A 16514-nucleotide genomic window follows, 5' to 3' on the forward strand; every position below is an offset into this window, starting at 1 on the left:
CGGCCGACCGATTCGACAATCGGGCGGTTGACCGTGCGGACCGGGTAAAAGTCCCGATGCGGCATCGGGAAAACACCCGAGATGGTCGGGGAAGACGCCCGACGCGCTAGCCCTTCCGTTCGGCCTGAGCGCGCGCACGCCGATCACGCAACTGAAGGACTTCGAATGCTTCCTGAACCTGGTCGCAGCCAGACCGCAAGGTCGAAGTGATCGTGTCGAAGATAGGCTGCCGCAGGCCCTTCGACTCGGGATCGAGCCGCAGAACGCGCCAGCACACGAGATTCAGCGCCTCCAGTGCGCCGCACACCTCGTTCGCCGCGAAGCCCTCCTTGCACCGTTGATTGGCCAGGTCCTGGCAATAGGCCATGAACACGCCGCGGTCCTCCGTCCGGACGGCATTCATCAGCTGGCGTAGCACCACGCGGTGGTTCCACTCGTGCTGCGCCGAGGTCAGCGCCCGATACCGGCTGAACCGTGCCTGCCGAAGCGGCCCCGTCAGGAGATCGTTGAAGTCCCGGATGATCCGCTCCTGATGCTGCTCCAGGAGCCAGTAGATCTTGAGACTGGCGGGAATGGGCAATTCCGCGACAGCGGTTCGGTTCATCTCGGCCCACTTCGCTGGATCGATCTTGCGGTTCTCGATGAGAAACGGCATCCGACGGAGGATCTCCAGGCGCGGCCGTGGCGCCCATTCGAGTCGTCGCCTCGTCTGCCTGGCGTCGACGGCGAGCACGCCATCGACCGGATCGGTCATCCAGGTCCGCCCGAACGGCGGGCGGACGCTCAGCCGGGCGATGAGAGCCTCTGCCCAGGCGAGTGCCCCGCGCACGGCTCCAGGCATGGCCAGAGACCTGCCCCTCGCACCGAAGTGGGCAAGCGTGGCCGCCTCGTAGAGTTCGCGCTCCGACACGGCTCCATCCGGGCTCGCCAGCAGGACTTCACATGGCTTCAGACCTTCAATGGATCTGAGCACCTCCTGCAGGAAGAGGACGAGGTCGCCGATGTGGAGGTATGGAACCGCCGAGCGACCGTGCCCGTGGAGCGAGGTCCGGAGCCACGCATTCGAGAGCCATCGATCGAGCGCGGCCGACAGTGGTGGATGCTCACACCAGTCCGAGAACGGCGCGGCAAATCGAGCGATGACCGAGTGGATGCGATCGCTGAACTCGAATACCATCGCCTCCCCCTCCCGCTTGGTCACGGCTCCGATGTCGCGAGCGTGAGGAGGGCTCCCCTCGGTGACGGCCATCCCGGGCCGCGGGATGCGACATGCTGCCACCGAGCTGGCGAAGACGAAATGCCGGGCGGGCAGCCACGCCGAGAGCTCGAGCACGTGCCGCAGTCCGATGACATTCGTCCGCCACTGAGCCGAGCTGGCACCGCCGAAGGCATCGCGGTCGGCGGCGAGATGCACGACGGTGTCGGCACCTCCCTCCTCCCGAATTCTCCGGAACACCGGCTCGATCTGCGCGCGTTCGGCGATGTCGGCCTGGAACCAGATCAGGTTCGGATGCAGGGCGACTCCGCTCCGGCCCTGGGACCGTCGCGCGATCCCGAAGATGCGATGGTCGTCTTGGATCGCACCAATCAGGTGGCGCCCCACGAAGCCGGAGGCGCCTGTGATGACCAGGTTTGGCCACGTCATGATCTCGGCCCTCCCGTCCAGAGGTGGCAATTCTAGACGGTTCCAGACTGTTTTGTCTGCAACAGACAGGCGTCGCCGCTGAATTCTTCCTCGTTGATTATTTCCCCATCTGGCGATGCAATGGCAGAACTCCGCGCTAGAATAGAGGGCCGTCGCCCTCCGGGCGCACGGTTGCCCCCCCGCAGGTCTGCGACTTCTCGGTCTGACCCGCCGCCGAGCCAAACCTGCCCGCACCGGAGGGCAGATCCGAGCGTTGTTATGTCTCCGAATGGCACTCCGTCGGCGTCCGCCGGGGCACGTCCCGGCGCCCTGCGCGTTCCCTGGCGCAATCGTCTGGGCGTCAGGGCGGCGGTCGTCATCACGCTGGTCACGGTGCTCTGCGGCGCGGCCCTCGTGGTCACCAATCTCCGAACCCAGCAGCAATACCTCACGGCAGAGGTGCTCCGCGGCGCGGTGCAGTTCAGCGACACCATCAAGGCGAGCACGTACCACTTCATGCTGAGCGATGAGCGCACCGGCGCCTATCGCACCATGGACATGATCGGCCAGCTGAAGGGCATCGAGCAGGTCCGGATGCTGAACAAGGACGGCCGCGTCACCTTCTCCACCGACCGCGGCGAGATCGGCCGGTGGGTGGACAAGCGGGCCGAGGCCTGCTACGCGTGCCACGTCGCAGGCCAGCCCCTCGTGCGGCTGAACGTTCCCTCCCGCAGCCGAATCTTCTTGCGGAACGGCCACCGCGTCCTCGGGATGATTACGCCGATCTACAACGATGCCAGCTGCTCGACGGCGGTGTGCCACGAGCACCCTGTGACGAAGCAGGTGCTGGGCGTCGTGGACATCGCGATGTCCCTGGAGGACGAGGACCACGCGGTCGAGGCCCTCGGCCGGCGCACGGTCCTCTTCTCTGGCGTGGGCATCCTGCTGCTCGCACTCACGGTCGGCCTCGTGGTCCGTGGCTACGTGATCAAGCCGCTCGGCGAGGTGGTCGCGGCGACCGCACGCATTGCCGAAGGCGATCTCGATCAACGCCTCCCGGTGTATCGCTCCGACGAACTGGGGCGGCTGGCGCTGTCGTTCAACGACATGACGAACTCGCTGCAGCAGGCCCGCGGCGACCTCCAGCATCTGAACGAGAACCTCGAGCGGCAGGTCGAGGACCGCACGGCGGCGTTGAAGGCGGCGCAGGTCCAGCTCTTCCAGTCCGAGAAGATGTCGTCACTCGGCAAGCTGGCGGCCTCGGTCGCGCACGAGATCAACAATCCGCTGGCAGGCATCCTCACGTACGCGAAGCTCCTGATCCGGATGCACGAGGAAGGCGAGCTGACCGAGAAGGTGCGAGAGTCGTGCGTGCGCAACCTCCGCCTGGTCCAGCGCGAGACGGAGCGCTGCACGGTCATCGTGCGGAACCTCCTCGACTTCGCCCGTCAGCGGCTGCCGAGCCTCAAGGACATCGACGTCAGCGCCGTCGCCGAAGAGGCGCTCTCCCTGCTGACGCATCGCCTGCTCATGCAGAACGTCACGCTCGAGAAACACCTGCCGCCGATGCCGCTCGTGAAGGGGGATTTCGGGCAGTTGCGACAGTCGATTGTGAACATCGCGCTGAACGCCTGCGAGGCGATGAGCCAGGGGGGCACGCTTCGAGTCGAGGCGCGCGCTGGCGAGAAGATGGTGGAGCTGGCGATCAGCGACACGGGGCCCGGCATCGCGCCCGAGCACCTCTCGCACATTCTCGACCCGTTCTTCACGACCAAGGAGAAAGGGACGGGCCTCGGGCTGTCGGTCGTCTACGGCATCATCGAGAAACACGGCGGCAAGCTGGACGTCAAGAGCCAAGTGGGTCAGGGCACGACGGTACTCATTCAGTTACCGATCGCCGGGGCGGCGGCGGCGGCGTTGACGCCCTCGCGGGGCGCGTAGAAGAACGGACGGAGTGGACGTATACCTGTGGTGGATCGGCGCAGCGGCGGCGGATCACGAGCTGCTGGGCATGGTGCGACGGCGGACCGAGCAGGCGTTCGGCCTGCCGGTCCGGGCGTGGCTCAGCCACGAGCGCCCGGCCGATTCGTACGATGCCAGGCGGCAGCAGCACTCCTCGACGCGGATTCTCAAGTGGCTGCTGGATGCGCGCCCCAAGGAGGCGGCGAAGATCGTTGGCCTCACCGACGTCGATCTGTTCATCCCGATCCTGACGTTCGTGTACGGCGAAGCCCAACTGGGCGGCACCGCGGCCGTCGTGTCCACGGCACGGCTCGCGTCCGACACGGGCTTCCGCCCCGATCACGCGCTGCTCACCGCACGTGTCGTGAAGGAGTCCGTGCACGAACTCGGACACACGTTCGGGTTGATACACTGCCCTCGTCCCACGTGCGTGATGGCACGTTCGGTCAATCTGGTGCAGGTGGACGCCAAGGAGCCGGTGCTCTGTCACGACTGCCACATCCGGTTTGGCGAGCTGCGAAAGCAAGGACAGGAACATCATGAGTAGAGAACGCACCCGGATCCTCATCGTCGATGACGAGGAGATCGTCCGAGAGTCGTTGTCGGCCTGGCTCGAGAAGGACGGCTATACCCTGGCCACGGCGCAGGACGGCGAAACGGCGCTCGAGCGCATCCGGAAGGAGCGCTGGTCGATCCTCCTCGTGGACCTGAAGATGCCGGGCATCGACGGCCTGCAGGTGCTCGAGGAGGCGCGGAAGATCCAGCCCGAAGCCGTCGCCGTCATCATGACCGCGTACGCGACGGTGGACTCGGCCGTCGCCGCGATGAAAATCGGCGCGTACGACTACCTGGTGAAGCCCTTCGACCCCGAAGAGCTGAGCCTGATGATCCAGAAGATCGTCACGCAGCAGGCGCTGGTGCGCGAGAACGTGTTGCTGCGAAAGGTCCTCAAGCGCGAGTATCACTTCCGCGACCTGATCAGCAAGAGCCCGACGATGCAGGCGGTGTTCGACCTCGCACGCACGGCCGCCCGCAGCCACTCGACCATCCTGATCCTCGGCGAGAGCGGCACGGGCAAGGAGCTCCTGGCGCGCGCGGTCCACGCCGAGAGCCCGCGTAGCCAGGGACCGTTCGTGGCCGTCTCGTGCGCCGCGCTCACCGAGACGCTGCTCGAATCCGAGCTGTTCGGCCACGAGAAGGGCGCCTTCACGGGCGCCGCGGCGCGCCGCAAGGGCAAGTTCGAGATGGCGCACGGCGGCACGCTGTTCCTCGACGAGATTGGCGACGTCACGTCGAAGCTGCAGCTCGATCTGCTGCGCGTGCTCGAGGACCGCAAGTTCTTCCGCGTCGGTGGCTCGGAAGCCGTCACGGTGGACGTGCGCATCATCGCGGCCACCAACCGCGACCTTCAGAAGGCGGTCGCTGACGGATCCTTCCGCGAGGATCTCTTCTACCGCCTCAACGTCATCCCGATTCACCTGCCGCCGCTGCGCGACCGCCTGGAGGACATGCCGCTGCTCGTCGAGCACTTCCTCGAACAGCTCGGCGCCGAGATGAACCGCCAGATTGACGGCGTCTCCACCGACGCCATGGGGATCCTCATGGCGCACACCTGGCCCGGCAACGTGCGCGAGCTGCGCAACGTGCTCGAGCGGGCGATCGTCGTTGCGCCGGGCCGGGTCATCGAAACGTCCGACCTCGGCCTGCGCCGCCCGCCATGCGCGGACATCGGTGACAACGGCAGCCTCGCCTCGCTCGACGATGTGGAGAAGCATCACATCTGCCGGGTGCTCCAGGATGCCGGCGGCAATATCAGCCAGGCCGCCCGGACGCTCGGAATCGATCGGGCGACGCTCTACAACAAGATGAAGAAGTACCAGCTCCGCAAGGACGGCGAGCCCGAGCCGGAGCAAGAGCCGAGCTAGAAACTGACAGGCCGGGCCAAAGTCCTGCCCCGAGAGACTTTCCCCGGCTTCGGTGTCAGGCCCATACTCCGGCTGAGGGTCCCTGGCCTGGATATCCCTGCACCTGGCTGCTCAGCCCAATTCTCACTACCTGCCGAACTCCTCTACAGCCTGCCGCGTTTTTAAACACAATGGACGTCTGGGCATATTGCCTAGTGTTTCCACTCATATTCGCCTTCAGTTTCGCAATTTGCAGAAATGACGTGGTGAATAGTTCAACAGTCGTCCAGCCGGCCCAAAAGACTCCACAAGACAACACTGCCGCTAACTCATTTCCTTATCAGCTACTTACAGCCGTGTCGCGAGGAGCATCAGAGCTGGTACCTGGCTTGCTGTATGGTCAGCGAGAGAAACCAGACGATGTCTTGCCCACACCTGAAGGAAGTCGTGATGTTGTTCTGCCGGGCGTATCCGGTCAAGAAGATGATTCCTCTTGATCGACTCGCGTCCGCTGACCCGTGCCTCGGCGGCGATTTCTCGAGCTGTCCGCTGTTTCGGGACCTGTCGGAACGCTTGAAGGCGTGCCCTGCTCATGACGCCCTCCTCCCGACGGCCGGACCGCAGAAAGGGGTGCAGCGATGATCCTCGCGCTGGCACTGTCGCTCGCTGGGTTGAGCATGCTGGCGATCTCGTCACTGGCTGCGCACGCCAGGTGATCGTCTAATCCTGGAGAGTCACATGGATCTGAGTCGGAGAACGTTCATCAAGTTCGCGGGCGCCGCCGGCGCAGCGGGCCTGGCTGCGAAGCCCGCACGGGCCGAAGCCTCTGCCCTCCGCACGGTCAACACGCCCGCCGTGCTGGTGGACACGACCCGTTGCGTGGGCTGCCGCGGCTGTGAAGCCGCGTGCGGCGAGTCGAACCTGCTGCCACCCCCCGCACAGCCTGGCAGCGATGCCGTGTTCAGCACTCCTCGTCGGACGGACCCGAGTACCTATACGGTGGTCAACCGCGCGGCCGCAAGTTCGAAAGAGGGCGACGTGCGGTACGTGAAGAGACAGTGCATGCACTGCCTGGACCCGGCGTGTGCGTCGGCCTGCCTGGCCAAGGCCCTCGAGAAGACCGCGGCCGGCCCGGTGGTGTACCACAAGGAACGCTGTCTCGGCTGCCGCTACTGCATGGTGGCTTGCCAGTTCGACGTGCCGAAGTTCGACTTCGACTCGCCCGCCCCTTACATTCACAAGTGCACGTTCTGCGCCGAGCGCCAGGCCCAGGGCCTCCAGCCGGCGTGCGCGTCTGTCTGCCCGACCGGCGCCCTGCAGTTCGGTCACCGCGAGGAACTGCTCGAAGAAGCGCGCACTCGCATCTATCAGAACGCCGGCAAGTACGTGCACCAGGTTTACGGGGAATTCGAGGCCGGCGGCACGAGTTGGCTCTACATCACCGACGTGCCGTTCGACAAGCTCGGCTTCCGTACCGACCTTGGCCCGACCTCGCCGCCCGAACTGACCCGCACCGCCCTGGCGGCCGTGCCCTTCGTGCTGACCCTCTGGCCTCCGCTCCTCATGGGGCTCTACACGTTCAGCAAGCGGCGTGCAGAGGCATCGAAGAGCGGCGAGAAGGAGGCCCACCATGACTGACACGACCCTCGACCGCGGCGGTTTCGACGTCCGGTCGTTCATCAGGGACAAGATCTTCCTGGGGATGTCGCTCGGCGAGTATTTCCGTTCGCTCCTGACTCCCGGGAACGCGGTGTTCGCCCTGATCCTGATCGTCGGCGTCCCGATCATCGTCTACCGCTTCGCGTTCGGCATCGGCGCCTCCAGCCACCTCACCCAGATGAACCCGTGGGGGATCTGGATTGGCCTCGACGTGATGAGCGGCGTCGCCCTCGCCGCTGGCGGCTTCACGGTCGCCACGGCGGTCTACGTCCTCGGCCTCAAGGAATACCATCCGATCGTCCGGCCCGCGGTGCTGACCGGATTCCTGGGTTACCTGTTCGTGGTCATCGGCCTGTGTGCCGACCTCGGACGCCCCTGGAAGCTCCCGGTGCCGATGGCCTACTCCTTCGGCACCGGATCGGTGATGTTCGAGGTCGGCTGGTGCGTCTGCCTCTACCTGATTGTCCTGGCGCTCGAGTTCAGTCCCGCCGCGTTCGAGTGGCTCGGCCTGCGGAAGGCGCGCGAGTGGGCGATTCGGATGACCCTGGCGCTCACGATCCTCGGCCTCTGTCTGTCGACGCTGCACCAGTCGTCGCTCGGTGCCCTGTTCCTGATGATGCCCCACCGGCTGCACCCGTTGTGGTACTCGGGCTTCGTGCCGATCTTCTTCTTCGTGTCCGCCATCATCGCGGGCCTGAGCATGGTCATCGTCGAGAGCGGCCTGTCGCACCGGGTGTTCAAGGACCAGGTCGACCCGAAGGATCACGGCAAGCTCGACAAGTTGACGCTCGGGCTCGCGCGTGGGGCGGCGGTGGTGCTGTTCGCCTATTTCTTCCTGAAGCTCCAGGGCCTCGTGGACAGCGGCCGCTTCGATCTGCTGCTGACGCCCTACGGCTACTGGTTCCTGTTCGAGATGCTCGGGTTCATTCTGATACCCAGCTTCCTCTATGCAATCGCCGTGCGCCGCCAGAACGCGACGCTGGCGCGCTGGGTGGCCGGCTGGACGGTGCTCGGCATCGTGGTCAACCGGCTGAACCTGTCGGTGATCGCGTTCAATTGGAACGCCCCGGAACGGTATGTGCCGGGCTTCATGGAAATCATGATCTCGGTGACGATCATCACGATCGGCATCATGACCTTCCGGTGGATCGTGAATCGGATGCCGGTGTTGCGCGAGGACCCGTCCTACCCGCAGCACTGACAGCAACAAGGGGCAGGGGTCAAGGATGAAGGATGAAGGATGAAGGATGAAGGATGAAAGCGAAAGGATGAAGCGCCATCCTCACTTCCCACTTCTCACTTCTCATTTCTCGGTTCTGGTTTGAGTTGCTCCTCGGAGGAGGCATACGTCGATGGGTCACGATCTGATTACGATTTACTGGCTCAAGGCCGTCGAATACGTCCTGGCCTTGTCCTATCTCCCGCTGTTCATGCTGTTCTGGAAGTTTGCCTCACCGCGGCAGCCGGCCACCGCGCGCGTGCCGGTCGCGGCCCTGGGGTGGGCCGATCAACTCGCTGCGTTCTTCCAGGTCCCGGCCGACTTGTTCTTCCACAAGGGCCATGCGTGGCTCCGGCTGGAAGACGCGGATACGGTGACCGTCGGTCTCGACGACTTCGCACAGAAGCTCGTGGGGCCGCTCGGCGCGCTGCGTCTGCCCGTCGTGGGCACCACGCTCGTGCAGGGTCAGCCGGCGCTGATGCTCGACGCCGGCGCGAAAGTCATTCCGATGCTGGCCCCGGTCGACGGGACGGTGCTGGCGGTGAACCCCGCCGCTCTCGCCTCCTCGGACATCGTCAACCGTTCGCCCTACGGTGACGGATGGCTGATGAAGGTCAAGACCACGAAACTCGCGGGAAACCTCAGAAGGCTGATGTCGGGCGAGGCGGCGCACGAGTGGATGGACTCGGTCTGTGAGAGCCTCGGCGCCGAGATGGCCGGGCTGGAACTCGGCAAGGTGTACCTCGATGGTGGCCAGATGGTGGACGGCGTCGCCCGCCATCTCTCCCCGGACAACTGGGATCAGATCGCGAAGCGCTTCTTCCTCACCGACCAGGGAGGGCGCCGTGCGTAGACAGACGCTCTGGCGAACGCTCGTGATGGTCGTCGGCCTGATCGCGCTGGCCGGCAGTGTGGCGGCGCAGAACCTCCCGAAGCTGCCCGCCGATATCACGCTGCCGCAGTCGGCCGACAGCCCGGGCAAGGTGACGTTCAGTCACCAGAATCATATCGGGTTCCAGGGCAGGCCGGACTGCACGACCTGCCACCCGAAGCTCGCGCCGATCCTCGGGCAGAAGGCGCAGGGTAAGCGCGGTGCGATCACGCACGACAAGATGATTAAGGGACAGGCGTGCGGCGCGTGCCACAACGGGAAGGACGCGCACAACTTCGACGATTGCTCGACGTGCCACAAGTAGAGGTCCCCGGGAGGGGGTGAAGCCATGCAAGCGCTCCTCGATACGTTGCAGAACATCGGCATCTTCCTGGCCTTCCTGGCCGCCCGCTTCGCGCTCCTGCTCGTCGTGCTGGCTGTGCTGACGGTGGTGTTCCTCGCCGGCCTGCTCGTGGTTCGGGCGGTCCAGGGCGCCCGCCGGCGGGCACTCGGGCTGACGCGCGTGGACGGTCTGCTCTGGCGGGCCGGCGTGTACTACGCACCAGGCCACGCCTGGTTGCAGTGGAGGGAGGGTTCGACGCTGCGAATCGGCCTCGACGACCTGGCGCAGCACCTGCTGTCGCAGATCACCGAGGTGATGCTGCCCCAGCAGGGCCAGATGGTCCGGGTGGGCGAGCCGGTGGCGGTCATCCGCTGCGGGCGCAGGCGCGCGACGCTTCCCGCGCCCGTCGACGGGAAAGTGGTCGCGATCAACCGTCGGCTGGTCGGCAACCCGTCGCGCCTGCACAACGATCCGTACGCCGGCGGATGGCTGTATGCCGTCGAGCCATCGGACACCGGCTACACGCGCCTGCCTTACGGCCAGGATTCGAAGAAGTGGTTCTCGACCGAGGCGATCCGCCTGTCGCAGTTCCTGGAGCACCAACTCGGCATGGCGGCGGCGGACGGTGGTGAACTCGTTGCGCCGGGACCGTCACTCCTCACCGAACAGCAGTGGGAAGAGTTGACGCAGACGTTCCTGCAGTCGCCGAAGTAAGCCGCCTGCTCGACGCCGTCGCGCGTCTTCTCCCTTCCGGGGCGCACACACCGTGCGCCCCTCCCTTTCTCGCACCTGCAGATCCTCGTGCCAGCCCAGCCCGCTCGTTGCAGTCAATCGGCATTGGCTGGCTTTGCACGCAACGCACGACGCCGCCTTGATCGGCCGCCAACGTTTGCCGATCATCTGAACGCGCGATGATCCGCGAACAAGGAGGCGACATGGCGAGAAGAGCGCTGCTCGTTGGACTCAATCGGTATCCGAACCCGGAGAACACGCTCAGGGGCTGCCTGAACGACGTGCTGCAAATGCGCGAACTGCTCCGCACGCACGGTGGTTTCGAGGACGAGCGCACCGTCCGGCTGCTGACGGACCAGCGCGCCACGACACGCGCGATCGTCGAGCGCCTCGAATGGCTGGTCGGCGGGGCACGCCCGGGCGACGTGCTCGTCTTCCACTACTCGGGCCACGGAGCGCAGGTGCGGGACCGGCACGGCGACGAACTCGACGACGGCCTGGACGAGATCATCTGCCCGTATGACCTCGACTGGGACAGTCCGTTCACCGACGACGACCTCTATGGAATCGTGAAGGACGTGCCGGCGGGCGCCCAACTGACGGTCGTACTGGACTGCTGCCACTCCGGCACCGGCCTCCGTGACGTGGCGCCCAACCCTCGGCCATTGCGCAGCCGGTGCCTGTGCCCGCCGATCGACATCGAACACCGCTCGAGGCCTGGACTTCAGGTTCGACGTTTCGGCCAGCGCGCCAGCCAGGCCAATGCGATCCTGATCGCCGGCTGCCGATCGGACCAGGTCTCGGCGGACGCCTATATCGACGGCGACTATCACGGCGCGCTGACGTACTACCTGTGCCAGGCGGCGTCCAGCGCAGCGGCCACACTCACCTATCGTGACCTTGTCGATGGCGTGCGACACAGCCTGCGCGAGAACCGGTTCGAGCAGGTGCCGCAGCTCGAAGGCCCGGGCGCTCTTCTTCGCGAACCGCTCTTCTCGGCGCCGACGCTGGCCACCGTCGGTTGAGCGGTCCTGGTCCGGGGGGGCTGGCGCGGATCAGTCGATCGCGGTCCATCGCCGCTCACGCCGTGCTCAAAGCACGTGCTGATCATCGTGATCGAGGAGGACCCGCGAAGCGCGCGATCACGCAGACGCCCACGGCTCGCGGCCGCGGCTACTTCCCGGCCAATCCCACGTCGTCCAGGACGATGACGCCCTTTGTCGTCCGGTCGAACACGAACGCGATCTTCTGGAGCGCGGCCGGATCGAAGCCGGCCGCGAACCCCGCCTCCGCGAATGTCGAAAGCGGCAGGACGAAGGTCTGGAGGATCGCTTCCGACTTGCCGTAGTTGTCGCTTTCCGTCCAGAACTTCGTGAACCGCTCGGTCAGCAGCGGCGGCATTCTCCTGAACGCGCTGAGCGGCAGCCGCGCCGTGTGCTCCGACCGGTCGGTCAACTCGACCGTCAGGTCCGCGCGCTCGGGCTTCTCATCCTTCTTCGCCTTTGGTTTCGGCGCCGGCGCCGCCGACGGGCTCTTGCCTCCCGCTTTCTTCGGAGTCGCTTGCTGCTCGGTCGCCTCGTCGGTCGGCGATTCGTCGATCTGGGCCATCGAGAAGACCAGTGCCCCGGTCGCGCCCTCCACGCCTGCCACCGGGCTGGCGTCAGCCGGCAGCGTGATGGTGTAGCGGCCCGCCTCCTTGGGGACCGGCCTGACCGCGCTCGCGTTGCGATCCCAGCCGAGATAGACCACGCTGTTCTCGAACGATCCCTTGCCGCCGCGGTACGGCAGCTTTCCTTCCTTCCACAGGGTGAGGCCGCGCTTCTCGATCGTCGCGCCGGAGAGAGAGGCCGTCGTCAGGTCAACATCCTCCTCGAAGGTGGCCACCGGCCGAAAGCTGCTGTCCTCAAACCGCGAGATGTAGATGTCCGACGGCAGCCAGGCCTTTCCCGCCCGATTGTCGCGGAAGAGCGACACGTAGTCTCCACTTCCGAGCATCGTCGCCTCGAGGAACGCCGTGATGTAGGTGCGCGCCATCCGCCGCTGCGCCGCGCCGGAGAGCAGCGGCTTCTTGTTCAGTACCCAGCCCTTCGGCCAGCCATAGTCGGAGTCGCCCCACACCGTATTGAACTGTCCATGATTCGCACGGTACGCGTAGACTGCGGCCTTGAAGTGCGGTTGTCCGTCCGTGAAGCGCACACGCGCATATTGGCGAAGGCCGGCGAAGCTGGATACGTCCGCGTCGTGGCCACCCTGCAGCGTGAGAAAGTTCACGTTCTCGAGGGGCGTCGGCTGACCGGCCGGTTTGTACTGACCGTCGCTCGGCGCAATCGCGATGATGCTCTTGATCGCGAACCCTGACGGCAATTCCACGCGCCCGTCGTCGGGGTAGTAGCGCAGCCGGTTGAACGCCCCGGCGATGGCCGCCGCTTCACCACCGCGCGAGTGGCCGATGAGCGCGATGTTCGCCATGTCCACCTTGCCGGCGAACGGGTTTTTCGGCGTCTCGTTCCATTGCTTCCACGCCTTCAGGTGCTGGAGCAGCATCCAGCCGCGGCCGTCGTTCTCGGCCTTCAATCCCCCGGCCCAGCTTCCGTTGAAGAAGTTCTCGTCCACCGAGACCACGATGAAGCCGTGCGTCGCGAGGTGCCGTCCAAGGTAGCCATAGCCAGGATCCGAGAACTCCTCCATCCCGTGATTCCCGTGCACGACGAGCACGAGCGGGAATGGGCCGGGCCCGTCGGGATACCACACGCGGCCGTTCAGTGGAAAGTGATCGAGATCGAAGCCCCAGTACCAGCGGCGGAGCCACGCTCGCCAGCCGGGCGTCTCCTTCACGAACGGCGTTGCGTCCACGCTCGCGGTCTTGAACGCGACGCGGTACCCGTAGTCCGCGCGGCGCCGATCGGCGCCACTGCCGTACGTCAACGTCAGGGTTTTGAACGAACCGGCCTTCGAGGGATCCGGGGCCTGGAGTTGGCTGACGACCGTGGGGTCGTCCGGCACCTTGGTCAGGTGGTCTGCCGTTCCGCGACTGGCGAACCAGTAGATGACGAACACGTTCGCCGCCAGGCCAAGCGCCAGCGACACGCCCACCAGGATCTTCTTCCCGAGTGGGGCGCCATCGAAACCTCTCACGACGAGCACGGCAATCGCGCCGCCGAAGAACGCTTCGATCACGCCAAGCACGCTCACGATGATGGCCGCCGGCATCGTCGACGCGATCGTGCCGACGACCAGGAACAATGCCGCGATCGCGCCGACGCCAACCCATCGAACAAAGCGAGGCAACAGGCCCGCGACCTTCACGGCGACGACGACGCCGAGGCCAACGAATCCCGCTATCGTCAGGGCGATGAGTGGCCCCGCCAGCAGATCCAGGAAGCGACCGACACCGGGCTTCCAGCCGAGACCGAGAATGAGAACGGGAAGGAGGGCGGTGACGACGAGTGCGAGTGCGGCACCAGTCCGAACGGGTCCGTCTGGCTGCATCGCCGCCCATGCGTGGGGGAACCACGCACGGATGCGGTTCCATCGGGTTTCGGTTGGGGGTGCGGCCTGGAGAGGTTCCTCTTCGAAGTCCGGCTCCATGGTCTTCACTTTCCGGTTCGGGCTTTGGTGTGCGTGTACCCCCGGCGCGTGCGGGCGACGAGGTCACGGTTCTTCACGCGGACGCGCAGGCTGTGGAACTGTCCGTCCGCCGCGTGCGTCGGCATGTAGCCGAGAGTGTACTGATGATTCAACTCGAACGCGATTCTTTCTGTCGCGGCACTGAGTTCGGCGCCCGAGTGGATGATCTCGGTGTAGCCGCCGGTCTGGCCGGTGATGTCGCTGAGCGCCTGGGGCGAGAAGCGGCTGGCGATCGCTGGTCCCGAGGGCGCGTCGAGCGCGATGCCGTACACGAACGCATCCGATCCGTTGAGCCGGCGAAGCGCGTCCTGCAGCTTCGCGTCGCTGGCGGTATCCTCCCCATCGGAGATGACCACCAGGCCGCATCGCTGGTTGTGTCGCTTGTCGAACATCGGTACCGCGCGAATCAGCGCGTCATAGATGGCCGTGCCGCCAAATGGCGTCACCGCATCGAGGCGGCCGGCCAGGCCGCGAGGCGGGCTCGTCCACGGCGCCGTCATCCGCGGCGCGTGGTTGAAGACCTCGAGGAACGCTTCGTCGCCGCCCTCGAGCAGGTCCAGCACGAAGCGGTCGATGGCCCGTCGCGCCTCGACGATTCGCTCGCCGAACATGCTGTCGCTGATGTCCACCGCGATGCCGAGACTGACCGGCACGCGGTCGGCGGTGAACTGGGTGACCCGCTGTTCGACGCCGTCCTCGAGGACCTGGAAATCGTCGCGGGCAAGTCCCGGCACGAGGCGGCCGTCGCGGTCCTTGACCGTCACGGTGACGACGACGAGTTCGACGCCGCCAATGTACGTCTGTGCGGGCCCACGCTCGGTGAGGGCCAGCACGAGCGCGAGCGTCGCCACGACGCGCCACCTGAGGGAACGGAACACGTCACCAGTGTAATCCCACCGGGCCCTCTGCCATGCCCGTGTCGGTCTCCTGGACCGCGGACTTGCCGTTGCCGTCGGGCTTCAGGCTCACCCGTTCACGTCGTGAGGCCAGCCCCGGCTGCTCCGGGCGCCACAGCCGCCTGGACGGCGTCGGCCCGCTGCTTCACGCCTGCCGCCTGGCTCGATCGGCGCAAGTAAGCACAACCGGTCGCGAGGGGTCTTGGCTGAAACTTCCTGGGGGCGGCTGTCGTAATCCATTGACAGCGGCGGGACCCTTCCTGCGGCGCAACCGAGCCGAGCCAACCTCGCGACCGCCCAGCGTGTTCCCGCCGCGCTCCTCAACGAGCCTGGCGCCCTGGCGCCTTCCACCGCTCCGCGCGACCGCGTATCCTGCGGCCGCCCTCCGGAATTCCGATATGAGCAGGTGCGCGGCAATCTGGCTGAGCTTTGCAGTCGTACTCCTCCACAACCTCGACGAGCATCTCACGATGGGCGGCTCCCTCGCCGCGCACCGGAGCGATTTGCCCTCGGTCCTGGCGTGGATGACCGGAGAACGGGCGGAAGATGACTTCCTCCAACACGGAGGGCGTCGAGCGGAGCACACGTGGGCGGAGGTTGCCGAGTTCAGCGGCGTCTCGGTGCGGCGAGCAGGACCATTGTCTGGCGGGTATGCCCTATCGACACTCGGCTTCAGGCGCGAGCGCTCGTGCCGCTCTCCGTCAATCTGTATGGGTTCGTGTGAGTCGGCGACGTCCTCCAAGAGGTAGCACAGTCGCCGTCTCGCCTCGGTCACCGTGACCGTCGTCATAGGGATTCCCCAGGCAGGTGCGTCACAACGGCTCTCCATGTATGTGAACAGATAGTGCCTGGAGCGCTCTTCGAAAAACACTGACCCCAGACGCCGGCTCCCTATGTGCTACCTAAATGCGAATGGCCGGTAACCGCGCTCGGCTACCGGCCATTTCGCTGAGTATTCTGGTCGGGGCGACTGGATTCGAACCAGCGACCCCCTGAACCCCATTCAGGTGCGCTACCAAGCTGCGCTACGCCCCGACCTCGCCGACTATTCTACCCTACACTTGGTTCGCTGTCGTGCCCCGGTTTGGCCCGGGCGCGTCGGCGTCCTCGCGCCGGGGGCGTGTCCGACACGCCGTCGATCAGTGGCAGCGTCGCATCCGGTGCGGCGGTCGGCCGTGCGGCCGACGCGGGCGGCCACGTCGGCGGCGGAGTGCTCAAATCGGCACGCCGCACGGGCGGGACGCCCGTGCCACTCAGTTCAGCCGGGCCACCCGCGGACTCCGCACCGTCGGTGGCACCCGCTGCCTCTGCGGGACGCGAGAGGACGTCGAGCAACGACCGCAACTCGCCCTTGACCTTGCTGATCCGTCCGCGGACCTCGTCGCTCGTCGTCAACTCGAACACTGGATCGGGTTCCGGCGCGGGTTCACCTTCCAGCCTGCGTCGCGCACCGGCGAGCGTCAGCCCTTCGGTGAACACCAACTGCTTGATGCGCAGGATCTGCTCGATGTCGGAACGCCGGTAGACGCGGAACCCACCCGGCTTCGCCGAGACGCCGAGCCCCGGAAACTCTTTCTCCCAGGACTTCAGGACGTACGGCGGAATCTGGGCGATCTCGCACACCTCCGACGCCTTGAACGCGGCCCGATCGGGGATCTCAACTGTTGGTTCCACCAC

13 protein-coding genes and 1 tRNA gene are annotated in these 16514 nt (G+C 65.9%); 9 read left to right on the forward strand and 5 right to left on the reverse strand.

The annotated features are described in order from the left end of the window. Positions 1-106: 106 nt before the first annotated feature. Complete coding sequence (locus tag VGK32_01175) at positions 107-1645, reverse strand: NAD(P)-dependent oxidoreductase (protein HEY3380345.1); 1539 nt, start codon at positions 1643-1645, stop codon at positions 107-109. Between the two features lie 258 nt (positions 1646-1903). Here VGK32_01175 and VGK32_01180 point away from each other — a divergent pair, with 258 nt between their 5' ends. From VGK32_01180 to VGK32_01220, 9 genes are all read left to right on the forward strand, one after another. Next, on the forward strand, positions 1904-3565 hold the full coding sequence (locus tag VGK32_01180) for an ATP-binding protein (GenBank protein HEY3380346.1): 1662 nt from the start codon (positions 1904-1906) through the stop codon (positions 3563-3565). A gap of 13 nt (positions 3566-3578) precedes the next feature. Next, positions 3579-4133, forward strand: a complete 555-nt coding sequence (locus VGK32_01185) for an archaemetzincin family Zn-dependent metalloprotease (GenBank protein ID HEY3380347.1) — start codon at positions 3579-3581, stop codon at positions 4131-4133. Next, entirely contained in the window at positions 4126-5511 is a 1386-nt protein-coding gene (locus tag VGK32_01190; GenBank protein HEY3380348.1) for a sigma-54 dependent transcriptional regulator, read from the forward strand. Before VGK32_01185 ends, VGK32_01190 begins: the two co-directional genes overlap by 8 nt. A 717-nt stretch (positions 5512-6228) precedes the next feature. Continuing rightward, a complete protein-coding gene (locus VGK32_01195; protein HEY3380349.1) occupies positions 6229-7128 on the forward strand; it encodes a 4Fe-4S dicluster domain-containing protein in 900 nt (299 codons plus the stop codon). Further along, entirely contained in the window at positions 7121-8350 is a 1230-nt protein-coding gene (hybB, locus tag VGK32_01200; GenBank protein ID HEY3380350.1) for a Ni/Fe-hydrogenase cytochrome b subunit, read from the forward strand. The genes VGK32_01195 and hybB overlap by 8 nt, the downstream gene beginning before the upstream one ends. A gap of 151 nt (positions 8351-8501) precedes the next feature. Then, the gene (locus VGK32_01205) at positions 8502-9221 is read left to right on the forward strand and encodes a glycine cleavage system protein H (protein ID HEY3380351.1); all 720 of its coding nucleotides are present in this window, start codon (positions 8502-8504) and stop codon (positions 9219-9221) included. Continuing rightward, positions 9214-9564, forward strand: a complete 351-nt coding sequence (locus VGK32_01210; GenBank protein ID HEY3380352.1) for a c(7)-type cytochrome triheme domain-containing protein — start codon at positions 9214-9216, stop codon at positions 9562-9564. The genes VGK32_01205 and VGK32_01210 overlap by 8 nt, the downstream gene beginning before the upstream one ends. Before the next feature lie 24 nt (positions 9565-9588). Next, positions 9589-10296 (forward strand): glycine cleavage system protein H, encoded by a 708-nt coding sequence (locus tag VGK32_01215; GenBank protein ID HEY3380353.1) that lies wholly within the window; start codon positions 9589-9591, stop codon positions 10294-10296. A gap of 221 nt (positions 10297-10517) precedes the next feature. Next, positions 10518-11339: a caspase family protein gene (locus VGK32_01220; GenBank protein HEY3380354.1), complete on the forward strand. Its 822-nt coding sequence runs from the start codon at positions 10518-10520 to the stop codon at positions 11337-11339. A gap of 148 nt (positions 11340-11487) precedes the next feature. Here VGK32_01220 and VGK32_01225 read toward each other — a convergent pair whose 3' ends face one another. The 4 genes from VGK32_01225 to VGK32_01240 all read right to left on the reverse strand — a co-directional run bounded on the left by VGK32_01225 (position 11488) and on the right by VGK32_01240 (position 16511). Beyond that, entirely contained in the window at positions 11488-13803 is a 2316-nt protein-coding gene (locus tag VGK32_01225) for a hypothetical protein (protein HEY3380355.1), read from the reverse strand. A gap of 104 nt (positions 13804-13907) precedes the next feature. Beyond that, entirely contained in the window at positions 13908-14819 is a 912-nt protein-coding gene (locus VGK32_01230) for a VWA domain-containing protein (GenBank protein ID HEY3380356.1), read from the reverse strand. A gap of 976 nt (positions 14820-15795) precedes the next feature. Continuing rightward, a tRNA-Pro gene (locus tag VGK32_01235) sits at positions 15796-15872 on the reverse strand. Between the two features lie 15 nt (positions 15873-15887). Further along, the gene (locus tag VGK32_01240; GenBank protein HEY3380357.1) at positions 15888-16511 is read right to left on the reverse strand and encodes a MerR family transcriptional regulator; all 624 of its coding nucleotides are present in this window, start codon (positions 16509-16511) and stop codon (positions 15888-15890) included. Positions 16512-16514: the final 3 nt, after the last annotated feature.

It is taken from the genome of Vicinamibacterales bacterium (assembly GCA_036504215.1).
GTDB lineage: Bacteria > Acidobacteriota > Vicinamibacteria > Vicinamibacterales > Fen-181 > FEN-299.